This is a genomic window from Holdemania filiformis, from assembly GCF_003459085.1.
Taxonomy (GTDB): domain Bacteria; phylum Bacillota_I; class Bacilli_A; order Erysipelotrichales; family Erysipelotrichaceae; genus Holdemania; species Holdemania filiformis.
In genome coordinates this window covers 317,022-334,429 of sequence record NZ_QRUP01000001.1, presented here as the reverse complement: position 1 = coordinate 334,429, position 17,408 = coordinate 317,022, and the positions used below count along the sequence as shown (strand labels likewise).

23 protein-coding genes and 1 riboswitch are annotated in these 17,408 nt (G+C 54.6%); of the genes, 20 read left to right on the top strand and 3 right to left on the bottom strand.

Annotated features, from left to right (window positions below):
• A complete protein-coding gene (locus DWY25_RS01700; RefSeq protein WP_006060818.1) occupies window positions 1–627 on the top strand; it encodes a V-type ATP synthase subunit D in 627 nt (208 codons plus the stop codon).
• 98 nt (window positions 628–725) lie between these two features.
• Entirely contained in the window at window positions 726–1,172 is a 447-nt protein-coding gene (locus tag DWY25_RS01695) for a metallophosphoesterase family protein (protein ID WP_117892869.1), read from the top strand.
• 158 nt (window positions 1,173–1,330) lie between these two features.
• On the opposite strand, the gene DWY25_RS01690 is transcribed toward DWY25_RS01695, so the two are convergent.
• On the bottom strand, window positions 1,331–1,807 hold the full coding sequence (locus DWY25_RS01690; protein WP_244925905.1) for a GNAT family N-acetyltransferase: 477 nt from the start codon (window positions 1,805–1,807) through the stop codon (window positions 1,331–1,333).
• 153 nt (window positions 1,808–1,960) lie between these two features.
• Here DWY25_RS01690 and sigG point away from each other — a divergent pair, with 153 nt between their 5' ends.
• The 15 genes from sigG to DWY25_RS01615 all read left to right on the top strand — a co-directional run bounded on the left by sigG (window position 1,961) and on the right by DWY25_RS01615 (window position 13,882).
• Window positions 1,961–2,734, top strand: a complete 774-nt coding sequence (gene sigG / locus DWY25_RS01685) for an RNA polymerase sporulation sigma factor SigG (RefSeq protein WP_117892863.1) — start codon at window positions 1,961–1,963, stop codon at window positions 2,732–2,734.
• 81 nt (window positions 2,735–2,815) lie between these two features.
• The gene (locus DWY25_RS01680) at window positions 2,816–3,082 is read left to right on the top strand and encodes a PRC-barrel domain-containing protein (protein ID WP_117892860.1); all 267 of its coding nucleotides are present in this window, start codon (window positions 2,816–2,818) and stop codon (window positions 3,080–3,082) included.
• A gap of 159 nt (window positions 3,083–3,241) precedes the next feature.
• Window positions 3,242–3,649 carry a cell division protein SepF gene (locus tag DWY25_RS01675; RefSeq protein ID WP_117892855.1) on the top strand — a complete coding sequence of 136 codons (408 nt, stop codon included), beginning with the start codon at window positions 3,242–3,244 and terminating at the stop codon, window positions 3,647–3,649.
• A complete protein-coding gene (locus tag DWY25_RS01670; RefSeq protein ID WP_117892852.1) occupies window positions 3,649–4,401 on the top strand; it encodes a YlmH family RNA-binding protein in 753 nt (250 codons plus the stop codon). The genes DWY25_RS01675 and DWY25_RS01670 overlap by 1 nt, the downstream gene beginning before the upstream one ends.
• A 14-nt stretch (window positions 4,402–4,415) precedes the next feature.
• Window positions 4,416–4,889 (top strand): DivIVA domain-containing protein, encoded by a 474-nt coding sequence (locus tag DWY25_RS01665; protein WP_050767002.1) that lies wholly within the window; start codon window positions 4,416–4,418, stop codon window positions 4,887–4,889.
• Window positions 4,890–5,136: 247 nt separating this feature from the next.
• Complete coding sequence (gene ileS / locus DWY25_RS01660) at window positions 5,137–7,866, top strand: isoleucine--tRNA ligase (protein WP_117892850.1); 2,730 nt, start codon at window positions 5,137–5,139, stop codon at window positions 7,864–7,866.
• 230 nt (window positions 7,867–8,096) lie between these two features.
• Window positions 8,097–8,624 carry a YqeG family HAD IIIA-type phosphatase gene (locus tag DWY25_RS01655; protein WP_006060829.1) on the top strand — a complete coding sequence of 176 codons (528 nt, stop codon included), beginning with the start codon at window positions 8,097–8,099 and terminating at the stop codon, window positions 8,622–8,624.
• Window positions 8,617–9,675 (top strand): GTPase, encoded by a 1,059-nt coding sequence (locus DWY25_RS01650; protein WP_244925904.1) that lies wholly within the window; start codon window positions 8,617–8,619, stop codon window positions 9,673–9,675. Before DWY25_RS01655 ends, DWY25_RS01650 begins: the two co-directional genes overlap by 8 nt.
• Entirely contained in the window at window positions 9,676–9,969 is a 294-nt protein-coding gene (gene yhbY, locus DWY25_RS01645) for a ribosome assembly RNA-binding protein YhbY (protein WP_117892845.1), read from the top strand.
• A complete protein-coding gene (nadD, locus tag DWY25_RS01640) occupies window positions 9,966–10,988 on the top strand; it encodes a nicotinate (nicotinamide) nucleotide adenylyltransferase (protein WP_117892842.1) in 1,023 nt (340 codons plus the stop codon). Before yhbY ends, nadD begins: the two co-directional genes overlap by 4 nt.
• A complete protein-coding gene (rsfS, locus tag DWY25_RS01635) occupies window positions 10,981–11,319 on the top strand; it encodes a ribosome silencing factor (RefSeq protein WP_117892839.1) in 339 nt (112 codons plus the stop codon). The genes nadD and rsfS overlap by 8 nt, the downstream gene beginning before the upstream one ends.
• A complete protein-coding gene (locus DWY25_RS01630; protein WP_117892837.1) occupies window positions 11,316–12,017 on the top strand; it encodes a class I SAM-dependent DNA methyltransferase in 702 nt (233 codons plus the stop codon). Before rsfS ends, DWY25_RS01630 begins: the two co-directional genes overlap by 4 nt.
• Entirely contained in the window at window positions 12,014–12,706 is a 693-nt protein-coding gene (locus DWY25_RS01625; protein WP_117892834.1) for a 5'-methylthioadenosine/adenosylhomocysteine nucleosidase, read from the top strand. The genes DWY25_RS01630 and DWY25_RS01625 overlap by 4 nt, the downstream gene beginning before the upstream one ends.
• A complete protein-coding gene (locus DWY25_RS01620; RefSeq protein WP_117892831.1) occupies window positions 12,703–13,302 on the top strand; it encodes a TVP38/TMEM64 family protein in 600 nt (199 codons plus the stop codon). The genes DWY25_RS01625 and DWY25_RS01620 overlap by 4 nt, the downstream gene beginning before the upstream one ends.
• Before the next feature lie 163 nt (window positions 13,303–13,465).
• Window positions 13,466–13,882, top strand: coding sequence for a YjdF family protein (locus tag DWY25_RS01615; protein WP_117892828.1), 417 nt, complete (start codon window positions 13,466–13,468; stop codon window positions 13,880–13,882).
• A gap of 113 nt (window positions 13,883–13,995) precedes the next feature.
• Here DWY25_RS01615 and DWY25_RS01610 read toward each other — a convergent pair whose 3' ends face one another.
• Together DWY25_RS01610 and DWY25_RS01605 are read right to left on the bottom strand one after the other, a co-directional pair.
• A complete protein-coding gene (locus DWY25_RS01610) occupies window positions 13,996–14,709 on the bottom strand; it encodes an IMP cyclohydrolase (RefSeq protein WP_006060838.1) in 714 nt (237 codons plus the stop codon).
• Between the two features lie 30 nt (window positions 14,710–14,739).
• A riboswitch (ZMP/ZTP riboswitch) is annotated at window positions 14,740–14,820 on the bottom strand.
• Between the two features lie 68 nt (window positions 14,821–14,888).
• A complete protein-coding gene (locus DWY25_RS01605; protein WP_039865159.1) occupies window positions 14,889–15,467 on the bottom strand; it encodes a hypothetical protein in 579 nt (192 codons plus the stop codon).
• Window positions 15,468–15,638: 171 nt separating this feature from the next.
• Between DWY25_RS01605 and DWY25_RS01600 the strand changes: the two genes are divergently transcribed.
• The 3 genes from DWY25_RS01600 to nth are packed head-to-tail and all read left to right on the top strand — an operon-like array spanning window position 15,639 to window position 17,331.
• The gene (locus DWY25_RS01600) at window positions 15,639–16,109 is read left to right on the top strand and encodes a hypothetical protein (RefSeq protein WP_117892825.1); all 471 of its coding nucleotides are present in this window, start codon (window positions 15,639–15,641) and stop codon (window positions 16,107–16,109) included.
• Window positions 16,110–16,112: 3 nt separating this feature from the next.
• The gene (locus tag DWY25_RS01595) at window positions 16,113–16,664 is read left to right on the top strand and encodes a DnaD domain protein (RefSeq protein WP_006060841.1); all 552 of its coding nucleotides are present in this window, start codon (window positions 16,113–16,115) and stop codon (window positions 16,662–16,664) included.
• Entirely contained in the window at window positions 16,651–17,331 is a 681-nt protein-coding gene (gene nth, locus DWY25_RS01590; RefSeq protein ID WP_117892822.1) for an endonuclease III, read from the top strand. Before DWY25_RS01595 ends, nth begins: the two co-directional genes overlap by 14 nt.
• Window positions 17,332–17,408 lie beyond the last annotated feature (77 nt).

Sequence of the window (17,408 nt, the reverse complement as noted above, 5' to 3'; positions counted from 1 at the left end):
ATGGAAAACAAGGTATTCCCGACCAAGGGCAACCTGATCGCTTCCAAAAAGTCGCTGGCGCTGGCCCGGATGGGCTATGATCTGCTGGACCGCAAACGGAACGTGCTGATCCGCGAAATGATGCAGTTAGTCGATAAAGTTAAAATGCTGCGTGATGAGATTACCCAGAGCTATGCGACGGCGTATTATCTTCTGCAGCAGGCCAACGTCTCGACCGGCATCATCTCCGATATCGCCGCGAGCGTGCATGTCGAAACCGGCGTGCATGTCACCTACCGCTCGGTCATGGGCGTCGAGGTGCCGTCCGTCAGCATCGAACCGTCGGAAACGAAAATGGAGTATGGCTTTGAAGGCACGAACTCCCGTGTCGATGAAGCGTATCTGCAGTTTCACCGCGTCAAGGAACTGACGATCATCCTGGCGGAGGTCGACAACAGCGTGTACCGGCTGGCCAACGCGATCCGCAAAACGCAGAAGCGAGCTAACGCGCTGAAGAACATCAGTATCCCGAATCTGGAAGCGACCGTGAAATTCATCACGGAATCGCTGGAAGAAAAAGACCGTGAGGAATTCTCCCGCCTGAAGGTTATCAAGGCGAACAAGGCGAAGGAAACCGCCGTCGAATAAATGGTAAAAAACCGCAGAAATCCGCAAACAAAGCTGGATTCGCTGCGGTTTTTTTGGGTTTGTCGTATAATAAGGGACACAAGGGAGGATGAGCGGCAATGAGAATAGGTTTGATCTCGGATACGCACAACGTCCTGCGTCCGCAGGTGATCGAACTGTTAAAAACTTGTGATGAAATCTGGCATGCGGGCGATTTCTGCGAACCGGAAATCTGGGAAGCGCTGAATGCGCTGAAACCGCTGCGCGGTGTGCAGGGCAACAATGACGAGGATCCTTTTTTTGAACGGCTGCCGACGGTGAGCGAGTTTGTCTGCGGGGGGCTGCAGATTGCGCTGGCGCATAACCGCCGTTCGCTGGACTGCATGCGGGCGGATCTGAAGATTTTTGGTCATTCCCACCAGCTTTGCGACGAGCAGCTTAACACGGTGCGCTGGCTGAATCCCGGCAGCTGCGGTCGAAAGCGGTTTAATCTGGAACTGACGATGATGATATTGACAATTCAGGATCAGAAGCTGCAGGTCGAGCGGATCGATCTTAGCCGTTAAGAAGCCTGGCTGCGGCGAGCCTTGCCGCAGCTTCGGTCCTGAGCCTGAATAACAAGAAAGGAACGGAACTCTGAAATCAAAGTCCCGTTCTTTTTTCTATGTTTCAGCGAACTGTTTTCGTTCGTTGTGCCAGTGGATGAAAATTGGAATTTCTCAGGTTACAATCCAGCCAGCTGACGGATCTTGTCTTCGCTTAGCCGCCAGGTCGTCCATTCCGTCAGGCCTTCCGCCCCCAGGCTTTGATAAAAGGCAATCGACGGAGCGTTCCAGTTGAGGCATACCCATTCCATCCGGCCGCAGCGGCGTTCGACGGCAATCTCCGCCAGCCGCTTGAAGAACGCCTTGCCGTAACCGCGGCCGCGTTTTTCCTGCAGGACGTACAAATCTTCCAGATATAATCCTTTCCGGCCGACGAACGTTGAGAAGTTGTGAAAATACAAAGCAAAGCCGACGACCTGACCGTCTTCCTCGCCTAACAGCACTTCCGCCCGGTGTTCGACGAACAGCTGGTCGTAAAGCGTAGCGTCGTCCCAGACGACCTCGTCGCTCATTTTTTCATATTCCGCAATCAGCCGGATGAACCGGCCGATCGTCGCGCAGTCTTCCGGCTGCGCTTGTCTGATTGTAAAACCCATGATGTCCCTCCTGATCTCATTCTGTGCTCTATTGTACCGAATTTCCAGCCGGTTGACCATCCCTTTTCTTCCAAAGAGTGCCAGAGGAATGCGGGAATATTCCCCTGCGGCCCGGGAAAACTTCCATTACGCACATCAGGAGGGTCCGGGTCAATGGGTAAATATAAAGTAGAGATCTGCGGCGTCAACACGGCGACGCTGCCGGTTTTAAAGAGTCAGCAGATGACGGAGCTGTTCATTCAGCTGCAAAGCGGCGATTTGTCGGCCAAGGAGAAGCTGATCAACGGCAATCTCAAGCTTGTTCTGTCGATTGTTCAGCGCTTTGCGCACCGCACGGAAAATATGGACGATCTGTTTCAGATCGGCTGCATCGGACTGATCAAGGCGATTGATAATTTCGATCTTTCCCATGAAGTCCGCTTTTCAACCTACGCCGTCCCGATGATCATCGGCGAGATTAAGCGCTATCTGCGGGACAATCAGATGATCCGGGTCTCGCGGCATCTGAAGGATCTGGCGTACAAGGTGCTGAAGGAAAAGGAAGCGTTCATCCACGCGAATCAGCGTGAGCCTTCGCTGGCGGAGCTGGCGGAAATCATGGGCGTCAAGGAAAAAGACATCGCGGAAAGTTTGGAATCGCTGCAGAGCGTCGTCAGCATCTTTGAACCGATTTATAACGACGACGGCGATACGCTGTATCTGTTGGATCAGATCAAGGACGATCACGATGAGATCGGCAAGCTTTCCAGTCTGATCGCGCTGAAGGAAAGCATGAAGCATTTAAGCGATAAGGAAGCTCAGATTATCAATAAGCGCTACTATCAAGGCCAGACACAGACAGAAATCGCCTCCGAACTGGGAATTTCCCAGGCCCAGGTGTCGCGTCTGGAAAAAAGCGCGCTGCAATGTCTGAAAAAGAATTTCTGACCCTTTTCGATTTTTTTAGAGTCGATTCGATCGTTTGCACAAAAATCCGCCGGCGGCATACACTGAAAACAGGTGATAACTATGAAATTCAGTGAACTGCAGGACAAACAGGTCGTCAATGTTCAGGACGGCACCCTGATCGGCCGCGTCGAAGATTTGGACGTATCGCTGACCAACTACCAGGTTCAATCGTTTCTCGTCGGCAGGAATACCGGCTTACTTCGTTCGTTGTTTGCGTTTTTATTTCCGCCGGCGCGGATCATCGTCTGCCTGGACCAGGTTGTCAGCGTCGGTGAAGATGTGATCCTGATCCATCCGCGGACCAAGAGCGGAAAGGGGAAGGAGTAAACGGCTGGAAAGCTTTGGAAAACAGAAGCCGGAATTTCGTTCTTTTTCGCTAAAATTCGTGTGAAAAAGGCGGTTGAAATCCTTTCATTTCTGTGAACTCGGTATTCCCTTGCGCAGATTTATGATATAATGAACGAGAATTAAAGGAAGGTGCAAACCATGGGAGTATTAGATAAAATGAAGAATTTCATCGCTCCGGTCGACGATGATTACGATGAGGAAGAACTGGAAGTAGAAGAAGACGAGATCGCCGTTCCCGTCAAATATGAACAGCCGCAGACGAAAGGCGTAACCAAGCTCGCTTCGGATACGAAAATGGTTTTGTTTGAGCCGCGCTCGTTCGACGAAGCCGAGGAAGTTGCGAAGCATCTGAAGGAAAGACGCGCCGCCGTTGTCAATCTGCACCGGCTGCAGCGGGAATACGCGCAGCGCACGATCGACTTTTTAACGGGCGTTGTGTTCGCGCTGGACGGAACGATTCAGAAGATCGGCCACAACGTCATTTTGTGCACGCCGAAGTCCATTGCCGTTCATGGGGAAATCACCCTGGACAGCAATGAGGAATAGTGCGGACCCCGCATTTTTCGGAGTCGGACGAAGCCGCGCTGCAGGCCCGGCTGGAAGACTGGATTGATCAGTGCAGGACGCGCCGCAAGCCGGTGCGCTCCTGTTTTCTTTCGCCTTCCCAACAGGAAGCGCTAAAACCGTTTCTGCCGTGGGATCTGGCGTACCGCTGGGATGGCGGCTGTGCGGAGGCGGAGCGGAAAAAGCTGATCCTGGCTCCGGAGGAAGACGCGTGCGTCAGCGACATTGTCTGTTTGACCGCGCGGATTTCGGATAAATTTGTGCAGGTAAAGCATCCCGATGTTTTAGGCGCGCTGATGAACCTGGATCTCGACCGCTCGCAATTTGGGGATCTGTGGGTTGAGCCGGGCCGGATTGTGATCTACACCAGCGAAGAGCTGGCGGATTACGTCTGTATGAATCTGACGCGGATTCATAAGCTGTCGATCCGTCTGGAACGCTCGTCGATGATGTATGAGCCGGTCGTAAAGAAGCAGGCGCTGACGGTGATCGTCACGGCGCTGCGGCTGGACTGCGTGATCGCGGGATTATGCCGGATGTCACGGGCGAAGGCGCAGGATTTGATCCGGGCGCAGAGAGTGTCGGTGAATCACAAAATTCTTGATGAATGCGACTTTCTGTGTCATAATGAAGACACGATTTCCGTGCGCGGGTACGGGCGTTTTGTGCTGAAAGGCCAGCGCGGTCAGACCCGCAGCGACCGGATCGTCGCTGAATTCGAACAGTATGTTTAAAAGGAGGGATTTCTTTGGAACCGGGAACGCCGAAATTCCGAGTGATGAAAAACGGATACGACCGCTTTGCCGTCGACGACGCGGTTGACCGGTATGTCCGGGAAATTGATTCTCTGAAAAAACAGCTGGATCTGACCAGCCGTCAGATCCAATCCGCCAACGAGCAGCTGGCGGTGATCCGTCAGCGTTATCAAACGTTGGTCAGCGAACTGACTGTGAAGGAAAAGGCGGCCGACGATATCGCGCGCCTGGCCCTCAAGGAAGCCAACACGATCATCGAAACCGCGCAGAACAACGCGGACGCGATTGTGAGCGAAGCGCTGACGACCGCCCGGATCATCCTGAACGACCTCTCGCGCATCGCGTCGGAGGCGACGGAGATGAAGGGCGATATGCAGGAACAGCTGTCCTCGCTGATGGGGATGCTGGATCAGTTTGAAATTCCGCCGGTTCCGAAATCGGAATGGCTGAATCAGGAAAAGCTTTGATGCAGGACGCGCCGGTTCCACGGCAACGGGAGTGCAGAGAGTCTGCGGGTTGGTGAAACGCAGAACCCCGGGTGGACAGGACATCACCTGCGAGCTGTCTTTTTGAAATGAGTAGGAAAGACCGCGGCTCGGCGTTATGAGAGAAGCGCATTCTTCCCCTGCGGGCGGAAGGATGAACAAAGGTGGTACCGCGCAGAACTGCGTCCTTTTCTAAGGGCGCTTTTTTATTGTTGAGGAGGTAGAGGACATGGATTACAAAAACACACTGCTGATGCCGAATACGAAGTTCGAGATGAGAGGCAAACTGCCGACGAAAGAACCCGGCTATCAGATCCGCTGGAAAGAACAGGACATCTACGAAAAAATGCTGGCGAAGCGCGAGGGCTGCGAAGCGTTCGTGCTGCATGACGGGCCGCCGTATGCCAACGGCGACATCCATCTGGGCCACGCGTTAAACAAGATTTTAAAGGATGTCATCGTGCGCTCGCATTACATGGCCGGCTACAAGGTGCCGTACATCCCGGGCTGGGACACCCACGGCCTGCCGATTGAAACGGCGATCACCAAGCTGGGCTACGACCGCAAGAAGATGGAGCTGTCGGCATTCCGCAAGCTCTGTTATGATTATGCCCTGGAACAGGTTGAACGGCAGAAGGCTGGTTTCCTGGCGCTGGGCGTGGTCGGCGACTACGATCATCCTTACATCACGTTAAAGAAGGAATTTGAAGCGCACCAGATCCAGATCTTCGGCCAGATGGCGATGGACGGTCTGATCTATAAAGGCTTAAAGCCGGTCTACTGGTCCCCATCCAGCGAATCGGCCTTGGCGGAAGCGGAAATCGAATACAAGGACATCAAGTCGCCGACGATCTTCGTCAAGTTCGCGGTGAAGGACGGCAAGGGCCTCCTCGATAACGAGACTTCGTTTGTGATCTGGACGACGACGCCGTGGACGATCCCGGCCAACCTGGCGATCTGTCTGAATCCGGAGCTGACCTATGCGTTAGTGGACAGCGAAAAGGGTAAGCTGATCGTATTGGAAGAACTGGTCGACACGCTGTGGGCCAAGTTCGGATTGGAAAAGAAAGACATCATCAAGACCTTCAAGGGCCGCGAGCTGGAAATGATCACCTGCCAGCATCCGCTCTATGACCGTGAATCGTTAGTCATTCTGGGCGATCATGTCACCGCCGACGCCGGCACCGGCTGCGTTCATACGGCTCCGGGCTTCGGTGCGGACGACTTCTTTGTCGGCCAGAAATACGGCCTGCCGGCTTACTGCAACGTCGATGAGCACGGCTGCATGATGGAGGACGCCGGGGACTGGCTGAAGGGCCAGTACGTCGATGACGCCAACAAGACCGTTGCCAACCGCCTGGACGAGCTGGGCGCCCTGCTGAAGCTGGAATGGATTACCCACTCCTATCCGCATGACTGGCGGACGAAAAAGCCGATCATTTTCCGCGCTACGACGCAGTGGTTCGCTTCCATCGACAAAATCCGCACCGAGCTGCTTCAGCAGATCGACAACGTTGACTGGATTCCGAAGTGGGGCCAGCAGCGCATGCACAACATGATCGCCGACCGCGGCGACTGGTGCATTTCCCGCCAGCGCGCCTGGGGCGTCCCGATTCCGATCTTCTACAATGAAGACGGCACCCCGATCATGGAAAAGGCAGTCTTTGAACATGTCGCCGATCTGTTCCGCGAGCATGGAAGCAATATCTGGTTTGAGAAGGACGCGAAGGAGCTGCTTCCGGAAGGCTACACGAATCCGGCATCCCCGAACGGTGAATTTACAAAGGAAACCGACACGATGGACGTCTGGTTTGACTCCGGTTCCTCGCATACCGGCGCGATGATCGAACGCGGCCTGGGCTATCCGGCCGACCTGTACTTTGAAGGCAGTGACCAGTACCGCGGCTGGTTCAACTCGTCGCTGATCGTCGGCACCGCCGTGCATGGCCAGGCGCCGTACAAGCAGGTATTAAGCCATGGCTTTGTCATGGACGGCAAGGGCGTCAAGATGAGCAAGTCGCAGTGGAACGCCGTTGCGCCGGGTGAAATCACGAAGAAATACGGCGCGGATATCCTGCGTCTGTGGGCAGCCAGCGTCGATTACCAGGCCGACTGCAGCATGTCCGAGGAGATCCTGAAGCAGATCAGCGAAAACTACCGCAAGGTCAGAAATACATTCCGCTTCTTACTGGCGAATATCAACAACGAAGACGACTTCACGAAAGCCGACCTCGTTGATGTCAGCGAGCTGCCGAAGCTCGATCAGTACATGCTGGCGCTGCTTGACGAGGCCAACGCGAAATGTCAGCTGGCCTATCAGGAATACCGCTTCTCCGATGTTACAACAATGCTGACAAACCTGATGACGAATGAATTCTCGGCTTATTATCTCGATTTCACGAAGGATATCCTGTATATCGAGAAGAAGGACTCCCCGCGCCGACGTCAGGTTCAGACCGTGCTGTACCATGCGGTCAACGTCTTAGTCCGGCTGTGGGCGCCGATTCTTGTCCATACTGCCGAGGAGGTCAACGACTTCTTTAAGGGTGAGGAAGAAAGCATTCATCTGGGCCGGTTTGCGGAACCGTTTAACATTGCGGACGCCGAAGCCTTAAAGGCTAAGGTCGGCCGGCTGATGCAGATCCGTTCCGATATCTTTAAAGCGCTGGAGGAAGCCCGCGCGGAGAAGGTCATCGGCAAGTCTTTGGAGGCGGAAGTGCTGGTCAACGTCAGCGACGAGGACCGCGCCTTGATCGCGGAGCTGTGCGGCGATCAGTTCCACCAGTGGCTGATTGTCTCGAAGGTCAGCTTCTCGATCGACGAGCTGAAACCGTACGACGTCTGCCAGGTAGAAATTGTCAAGGCGGAAGGCACGGTCTGCCCGCGCTGCTGGAATATTTCCGAGCAGGCTGATGAGGAAGGTCTGTGTCCGCGCTGCCGCAAGGTGCTCGGCCTGTAAGTCTTGTTCCTTTGATTAAGATCCCGTTCGCGGGATCTTTTTTATCCCTTTCTCTAACGATGGAATTTTTATTCCTTCACTTGAACGCCTGCTTTGTCAGAACAGAAAAAGCAGGAGCGGTCTGCGGAAAAAGCGGGCGAGGGATAGACAAAAGGGCACGAAAGTCCACGGTTTTTTCGTTTCTTTGTTCAGCGGAATCTGATATAATCATTAAGATAAGGAGGATCCGTATGCTGCTGAACTATTTCACGCCTGCGCTTTATCTGAAAAGCTATGAAGATCTGGATCCCGCCTGGTTAGTGCGGCGGAAGATCCGGCTTTTAATCTTAGATATCGACAACACGCTGGCGGCGCACGATGAACAGGTCGCCGGCGACAAAGCCAAAGCATTCGTCCATAGACTCAAGGACGCCGGCATCCAGGCCGTTGTCATGTCGAATAACAACAAGGAACGTGTCAGCCGGTTTGCGGCGAGTCTGGATGTGCCGTATTATTATTTTTCAACGAAACCGTTGAAGCGAACGTATAAGAAGGTGCTGCGCGATACCGGCCTGAAGCCGGATCAATGCGCGGTGATTGGCGATCAGCTGCTGACGGATATCCTCGGCGGCAGCCGGATGGGCTTGACGACGATCTTAACGACGCCCTTAGTCACCCGGGATATTCCCTGGACCAAGCTGAACCGGGTGGTTGAAAATCAGGTGTACCGTCTGTTGGAGCATGAAGAAATCTTGAAAAGGGGAGACTATGATGAGTGAAAGATGCCAGGGCTGCGGCGCGCTGCTGCAGCACGACCGTCCCCGGGAGGCCGGGTATACGCCCAAGGCGGGCAGTGCGCTGTGCCAGCGCTGTTTCCGGCTGACCCATTACGACGACCTGCAGTTTTCGATGCGGGAAGGGATTGATCCCGACCGGATTCTGGCGCAGATTCACGCGATGGACGCGCTGATTTTGTGGGTGGTTGATCTGTTCGATTTTGAAGCAAGTTTGCTGGAAGGCATGAACCGGCATCTGTTCGGCAAGGACGTCATCGTCGTCGGCACCAAGCGCGACCTGCTGCCGGAAACGGTGGGCAGCGAGAAGCTGGCGAAGTTTGTGTACGGCCGGCTGAAAGAGCTGGGCATCCAGGTCAAGGGACTGGTCGTGACCGGTAAAAATATTCCCGGCGGACCGGAGGAAGTGCTGCGGGCGATCGAATGGGCCAAAGGCAAGGACGTCGTCGTGATGGGCATGGCCAACGCTGGCAAGAGTACGCTGCTCAACGCCCTGATGGACAAACCGCAGCTGACCAGCTCGCGTTATCCCGGCACCACGCTGGACTTCAATCCGCTTGACATCCACGGCGTCACGGTGTATGACACGCCGGGCTTGACACCGCGCAATTCGATGCTGCTGCACCTGGAAGAAGAAGATCTTAAAACAGTGCTGCCGGCCAAGGCGGTCAAACCGGTCGGCTTCCAGCTGCGCGGGGATCAAAGCTTCGCGGTGGGCGGTTTGTGCCGGATCGATTTACTCAGCTGCGAACATGTCTCGGCCGTGTTCTACTGCAGTAATCTTCTTGAGCTGCACCGCGGCCGCGCGGATAAGGCGGACGAGCTGTGGCAGCGGCATTACGGCGAGCTGCTGCGGCCGATTCCCGACGGGATGCCGTATGCCGAATGGACGAGCACCGTCCTGACGCCGCTGGGGGTGAAGGAAGACGTCGTCATTCCGGGCGTCGGCTGGATGTCCTTAAGCGGAACATGCGGTCAGATTCGTGTAACCCACCCGCAAACATTGGAAATCAAACACAGAAAGGCAATGATATAAATGTTAACGAACAAACAAAAAAGCGCTCTGCGTTCGATGGCGAACACGCTGCGCCCGATCTTTCAGGTCGGCAAGGAAGGAGTTTCCTACAACCTGATCAACACGCTTTCCGACGCGCTGGAGGCGCATGAATTAGTCAAGCTCAACGTCTTAAAGAGCTGTCCGGACGACGTCCGGCAGGTCGCTCTGGATCTGGCCAGCGGCGCGCATGCCGAGGTCGTTCAGATCATTGGCAAAACGATCGTGCTGTACCGCGAAAGCCGCGAACACCGCAGGATCGAGCTGCCGCGATGAAAATCGGTTTATTGGGAGGAACCTTCGATCCGATCCACAACGGTCATCTGGCAATCGCGAAAACCGCGCTTAAACGCCTGGGACTGGATCAGGTCTGGTTTATCCCGTCGCTGAAAACACCGTTGAAGGATCGGGAACTGACGCCCTTTGAGCTGCGTGTGATAATGATGGAAAAGGCGCTGCGGCCCTATCGCAAAATGAAGCTCTGTCTGATTGAAAAAGATCTGCCGACGCCCTCCTATACGATCACGACGGTGAAGACACTGAAAAAACAATATCCGGAGTACGATTTTGTCTGGATTATCGGCGACGATCAATATGCCAATCTCGATCAATGGAAAGCGGTCGACGAACTGCGCCGGCTCGTACAATTCGCCGTCTTCAGCCGTCAGGGAATCGCGGTTAAGCAGCCGGGATTTCAGTATGTTGAAAACTTTTCGCATCCCGCTTCGTCCACAGCCGTCCGTCAGGGCGCGTTTAAGGATGTGCCGAAGGCTGTCCGGCAGGTAATGCTGGAAACGGGGCTGTATGTCGAGGAGATTGCGAAGGCGTATTGCAACCCGCGCCGCTATCAGCACTGCGTCACGATGAGTGCGCTGGCGGTCGAGCTGGCAAAAGCGCATGGGGTGAATCCGCGCAAAGCCTACGTCGCGGGCATGCTTCATGATCTCGCCAAAGGCCTGGATGAAGAAACGGCGCGCGGCTGGATCGAGGTGTACTGGCCGCAGGCCCGGGATCAGGCATGGAAGATCTGGCATCAGTACATCGGGGCGACTTGGCTGAAAACCCGGCTGTATCTTTACGATCAGGAAATTCTGGAAGCCGTGGCGTGGCACACGACCGGTGAAGGCAAAAGCGATCTGGCGAAGATCATCTACATCGCCGATAAGATCGACCCCGGCCGCGGCTATGATATTACCCGCCAGAAAGCGGTGTGCCTGCAAGATCTGGATCAAGGTTTCCGTCTGATCCAGCAAGAACAGAAAGCTTATTTACGCAAGGAGGGATTGAATGTCTGAATTACTGCAGAAAGTCGTCCACGCGGCGGATCAGCGGCTGGCGGAAGATCTGGTCGTGCTGGATTTCCGCGGCCACAGCCCGTTTACCGATTACTTTGTGATCGCCTCGGCGAAGAATGAACGGATGGCCGATTCGATTGTCGATCATGTGATCGAGGAAACCGAAAAAGCCGGCTATGCCGTGCGCAACGTCGAAGGCGGTCAGGGCAGCCGGTGGCTGTTAGTCGATTTGTACGAGATCGTACTGCACGTTTTCGTCGGAGAAGAACGCCAGGTATATAATCTGGAAAAGCTGTGGGGCGATCTGCCGCGGGTTGAGGTTCAGCCATGAGCTATGACAGTCTTGCGGCCTATTACGACGCATTGGTGAAGGACGAGGAAGCGACGGCCGCCTGGCTGGATTACACCCGGCGCTATTGTCCGCCCGGCCCGCTGCTGGAGCTGGCGTGCGGCAGCAGCGAGATTTCCATCGCCTTAGCCGAAGCCGGCTACACCGTCGACGCCACGGACTTATCCCCGTCTATGATCGCCGCCGCTCAGGTCAAACCGCATCCGGATTCCATTACCTTCCGCGTGATGGACATGCTGGAAATGGAAACGAAGCTTCCGGTACAGGCCATCGTGTGCTATTGCGACAGTCTGAATTATCTGGCTTCGCTCGATCAGGTTGCGCAGTTTATCCAGAAGGCGGCGGCTTTGTTAAAAAACAGCGGCGTGCTGTTGTTCGATATGCACACCCAAGAGCGACTGAATGAGTTCGCCGAGGAATATATTGAAGAAGGAATGTTGGGGGATACGCCGTATCAATGGACGATCCTCAGCGACGAGGATCGGATTTACCAGCATTTCGCGTTCTGGACGCCGCAGGGACTGCGCGAGGAACATCATGTCCAGACGGTCTTCGATCCATTGGCCGTGCGCCGGCTGATGGAAGAAGCCGGCTTCGACGTGGAAATCATGACGGATTTTACACAGCCGGGTATTCAGCCCGGTGAAAAATTGTTTTACGCAGGGAGGAAGAAAGTATGATCGCGATTATCGGAGCGATGAAGGTAGAGATTGACGCGCTGTTGGAACGAATGAGCGAGGTTCAGGCCTGTCCGGTGCAGAAGATTTCGTTTTATACCGGGAAACTGGCAGGCGAGCCGGTCGTTGTTACCCAAAGCGGCGTCGGCAAGACGCTGGCGGCAATGAGCACGACGCTGTTATTGGAGCATTTCGATGTCGACGGCGTAATCAACATCGGCACAGCCGGCGGATTACTGGAAAATCAGGAAGTGCTGGACGTTGTCATCTCAACGCGGATCGCGCATCACGACGTCAACGTGCCGGGCTGGAATCATGGCTTCGGACCGGATAATCCGTGCTGCTTTTCTGCCGATGAACGGTATATCCAGGCGGCCGGCGAAGTGATTCAGGAACAGGACCGGGTCTGGATCGGGCCGGTGGCTTCCGGTGACTGCTTCGTCAATACGCCTGAACAGGTTGAGCGAATTCTGCGCGACTATCCGCAGGCTCTGTGCGCAGAAATGGAGGCGGCCTCGATCGCTCAGGTGTGCGCGCATTACGGCGTACCGTTTGTCGTCGTTCGCTCTCTGTCGGATATCACGCTCAAGGAAGGCAATGAGATGACCTTTGAGGAATACGCGCAGAAAGCGTCGGCCCGCTCGGCTAATTGGTGCGAAAAGCTTGTTGTGAAGCTGGCTGAGCGCTCATGAGCGAAACGCTTCGATTTTGGCTTGAGCGGATCATGACCGTGGAGTTCTGGGTCGAGGCGCTCTCAGCGTTTAAGGATCTGGGGCCGCTGGCGCCGATCTGCCTGGCTTTCGTGGAATCGTTGATCCCGGCGCTGCCGCTGGTGGCGATTGTCACGATCAATATCAGCGCTCACGGCGCAATTTTAGGTTTTTTGTATTCCTGGGTGGGAACGACGCTCGGTTCACTGATCGTCTTCCTGTTCTTCCGCCGGATTGTCAAACGCAAGCTGATGCCGTGGTTCAGCCGCAAGGCGTCGATTCAGAAAGCGCTTGACTGGGTGGCTGACCGCAACGCCGCCGTTCTGTTTATTCTGGTGTCGCTGCCGTTTACGCCCAGCTCGTTTATCAACATCGCATTCGGTTTATCTGATTTTGACGAACAGAAGTTCATCAAGACGCTGATCGCCGCCAAGCTGATCATGATGCTGGGGCTGAGCTTGTTCGGCAAAACCCTGAGTATATCCTTTACCCGGCCGGTCTATCTGATTTTAGCTGTTGCGATCCTGGCCGCGTTGTACCTCATCTCCGTGCATTTCCGCAAGAAGCACGGATTATGAATCCTGTACTCATTAAAATGAAACGCAAAGATAAAAACGCAACGTAAGCGATCCCGCTTACAGAGCCGGTAGGTAGCCCGGCCCCATCGCAAGATGGAAGTAACCTTCCCTCCTTCGGGTCGTCCGTTCTTTGTTCATAACTTATCATGAAGGAGGAATCGTTATGAACAAAAGTTCGATTTGTCTGACCGTCTTTTTTGAGGACCCTTTCTGGGTCGGCATTTTTGAACGGCAGGCGCAGGGAGCACTGACCGTCTGTAAAGTAACGTTTGGGGCGGAGCCGAAAGACGGCGAGGTCTATGACTTCGTTTTAAGAAACTATGCGTCGCTGCGTTTCAGCCCGGCCGTCGCCGCGCCGGTCAAAGCGCATGCTGAAAATCCCAAACGTGCCCAGCGCCAGGCCCGCGGGCAGATCCGCCGGACGGGGATCGGCACAAAGGCGCAGCAGGCGCTGAAGCTGCAGCAGGAACAACTGAAAACAGAACGTCAAACGCAGCTTCGGCAGCAACGCGGGCAGGAAAAAGAAAATCGGTTCGCGCTGAAGCAGAAGCAACGAAAAGCGAAGCACCGGGGAAAGTAACCCGGGCTGGAATGATCAAAAAAAGGATGCCTGATTTCATCCGCGGAGACGCTCTCCGGGAAATCAGACATCCTTTTGCTTTTGTTTTAAGCGATGCCGGGAAAATTGGCCGCTTATGCGTGCTTGTTGACGATGCGGGTTTCCGTTTCGCCGCTTTCCAGATCGATCATGCGGACAAACAGGGAAACCTTGTTGTCCGGATTCAGATTATCCCACAACAGCGCGGTCAGCGCGTCGAGCGAATCCGGGATTTCCACGCGCTTGGGTTCACCCTCAAAGCTGGGCAGCGGATCTCCGTCATGCATGTAGGTGTGGATGAAATGGCCTTCGCCCGCCAGCGGATTTTCGTATGCGAAGGTGTAGCGGTGGCAGGACTGCGGATTGCCGTCGCTGCTTTTTAAGATCGACAGCGCATAGTTGAACTTGCCGTTTTCGATATGCAGAATTCCGGAGATCCGCGGCGTGAAGTTCGGTCCGTCCGGCTCGAATTCCCGGCTGCGCAGCGCTTGTTCAAACGTCAGCTGCCTGTCCATGCCGGCGTAGATCGTATCGGTCTGATCGCCGTTGGTGACGATTGTCTTGTTGCCCAGAACGCGCACCGGGGCATAAATGATCAGCGACGGATCGGTCAGCTTCGAGGGATCGTAAGCCTGCGTGCGGATTCCCTGTCCGTCCGTGACGAAGATGCGGTTGCGGCTGTTTTCACTGCGGCCCATGATGAAGTACGCGGCCGCCGCTTTGCGGCCGTCCGGCGTCTTGCCCAGCACGATACCCCGGCCGGGGTAGGTGTTCTGTTGAAGATCGTCTTTGAGTGAGATTTTTTGCATAAAGTTTCCTCCCTAAATTCAACGGGAATGTCTCCCGGCCCAGGCGGTCGGCTGTTTCAGAATTGTGCTCCCTGTGGTTGTTCCACTGATCCGCCAGTCGCACATCCACCAAAAGTTTAGACTATTCTTACAAAAAAAACAAGCGCTGAAAAAAAAGAAAAGCCCTGAACTTTCAGGACTTATTCCGGTTGTTCGATCAATTCTCCCTGATCTTCGATTTCGCCGGTCCAAATGCCGTTGTCGATCATCCACAGCTTCAGGCTCTGGGCGTCGATTGGATCTTCCTTGTTCCAGCTGAGGACGTTGTTAATGGTCTGCGTGCCGTCATCGGCAACGCTCAGGGAAACAAACGCCGGATAGCTTTCAAAGCCCCATTGGCTCTTGAGCTTGGCCGCCGGATAATTCTCACCCAGACTGGTCAGATCATAAAATTCAAACGCGTCCAGCGCGGTCGTTTTCAGCTCCTGCGCTAACGGCTTGAAGACATATTCGTTGATATAAGCGCAATCATCGTTGTCCGGCCGGCAGAAATAGATATTATGCAGTCCCGGCTCATAGACCGGCTGAGCTGAAGCGACCGCAGGCGCCGCATCGTCGGACGGCTCTACTGAACGAAGCATGGCGGACGGCTGGGCGGCGTTCAGGTAGCTCTCTTCAATGCCTGTCGCGGCTTTCGGTTCCAGCGCCCGGTAAGAAAACAACGTAGCACTGCTGAGAAAAAGGAATCCCATCGATCCGATCATCAGTTTCTTTAACACATCATCACGCTCCTCAAATGCCCAATCATCATATCATGTTTCATTCCGTTTTGCAAATTCAGTCCCGCTGGAACAAGCATGGCGAATCTCTACCTTTGCGGCAAAGACGGGTCAGGTTCATTGTTTCGGCGAACTGAATTTGGTATAATAAGGACCACAGAGGTGAAGACCATGAATTCTAAGCGGGTCCGGTCGCTGCTGCTGTCAGCGGCGCTGCTTTTCGTTTTATTTCTAAGCTGGTTTATCGGCCGGTCGATTTTTGTTCAAGGGCCGTACATCAAGGACCGCAGCGCGGATCTGCGGTTGCATCGGCAGTTAATGGAAGCGATGCGTGCACCTGCGGGCGAGCTGGTCAACCGCTACGCGCTCAATGAGGTAACGTATATATCGCGCGTCACCTCGCTGTCCAGGCAATGGATCGTATGGTACGACGATCAGCTGAACATCAAGGCGCAGATGGAAGAAGCACAGATCGACGCGGCGCAGGCTTTAGCGATCGGAGAACAAAATGGAATCTCGGCTTCGGCAATTCAATTCGGCTGGGTCAAGGACCGTCCGGCGATCATTGTTGAGGACCAGAACCGTGAGCTGGCGCTTGACGCTGCAACGCTGGAAAAATTAATGTTGTATGAAAAGAGGTAAAGGATGAAGGCATGGTGGAAACAGCCGTATATCAATCGGCTGCAATGGATCCTGGAACATTACGAATGGTTTGGTTTTTCCGAGAAGGAAGGACTGGTCGTGCTGATGATCGAATATCTGAACACATGTCAGATCGCGATCACGCCGGCGCTGTTGGAACAGAAGACGGGACTGACCAAAGAAGCGCTGGACCAGGCGTTAAGCGTCTTGTGCGCGAAGAAATATCTGGAATTGAAAGCGGGCCGTTCCTCCGTCAGCTTCAGCCTGGACGGACTTTACAGCGCGGACACGGCGAAATCACAGAAGGCGATGGAACAGCCGGTGTTCGATTTGTTTGAAGGCGAGTTCGGGCGGCCGCTGAATTCCAATGAGCTGATGACGCTGCAGGATTGGGTCAGCCGGTATGATTCGTCAGTCCTGGTCAAAGTGCTGAAAGAAGCGAGTATGTATCAGAAGCTGAATTTCGCGTATATGCAGCGGATTTTATCAGAATGGCAGCGAAAAGGCTGGATCGGGCCGGATGGCCGGGAGGTAAGAAATCATGAAAGTGGATGAGATTCTGGCGGCGCTGACGGCGATGTTTCCCGACGCGCATTGCGAGCTGAATCACCGCAACCCGTTTGAACTGGCGGTCGCCGTCGTGCTGTCCGCGCAGACGACCGATGTGTCTGTCAACAAGGTTACGCCGCGGCTGTTTGAAAAATATCCGACGCCTCAGGCACTGGCGGAAGCACCGCTGGAAGACATTGAAGATTGTATCCGCCGGATCGGATTATATCATAATAAAGCAAAAAGCATTCAGGGGCTGGCACGCGGCGTCGTCGAGCAGTTCGGCGGAGTGATGCCGCAGACGATGGAGGAACTGACGAGTCTGCCGGGAGTTGGCCGCAAAAGCGCCAACGTCATTATGTCGGTGTGCTTCGGGATGCCGGCGATCGCGGTGGATACGCATGTAGAGCGCGTTTCCAAGCGGCTGGGGCTGGCCGCGCCGAAGGATACCGTGCTGGAGGTGGAAAAGAAACTGATGCGCAAGCTGCCGAAAGCGGAATGGTCGCATGCGCACCATCTGTTTATTTTCTTCGGCCGCTATTTCTGCAAGGCCAAAAACCCGCAGTGTCCGGATTGTCCGTTTACTTCTTTCTGCCGCGAGTATAAAGCCCAGCAGAAGCAAGCTGAGAAGCTGGCTGCCAAGAAGGCGGCCCCGGTCAAAGCCAAAGCTTAAATTCAACGGCAAAATGAAAAATACGTTAAAGGCGCAGGAGATGAAAACCCGCGCCTTTCTTTTCGATTGAATTCAGT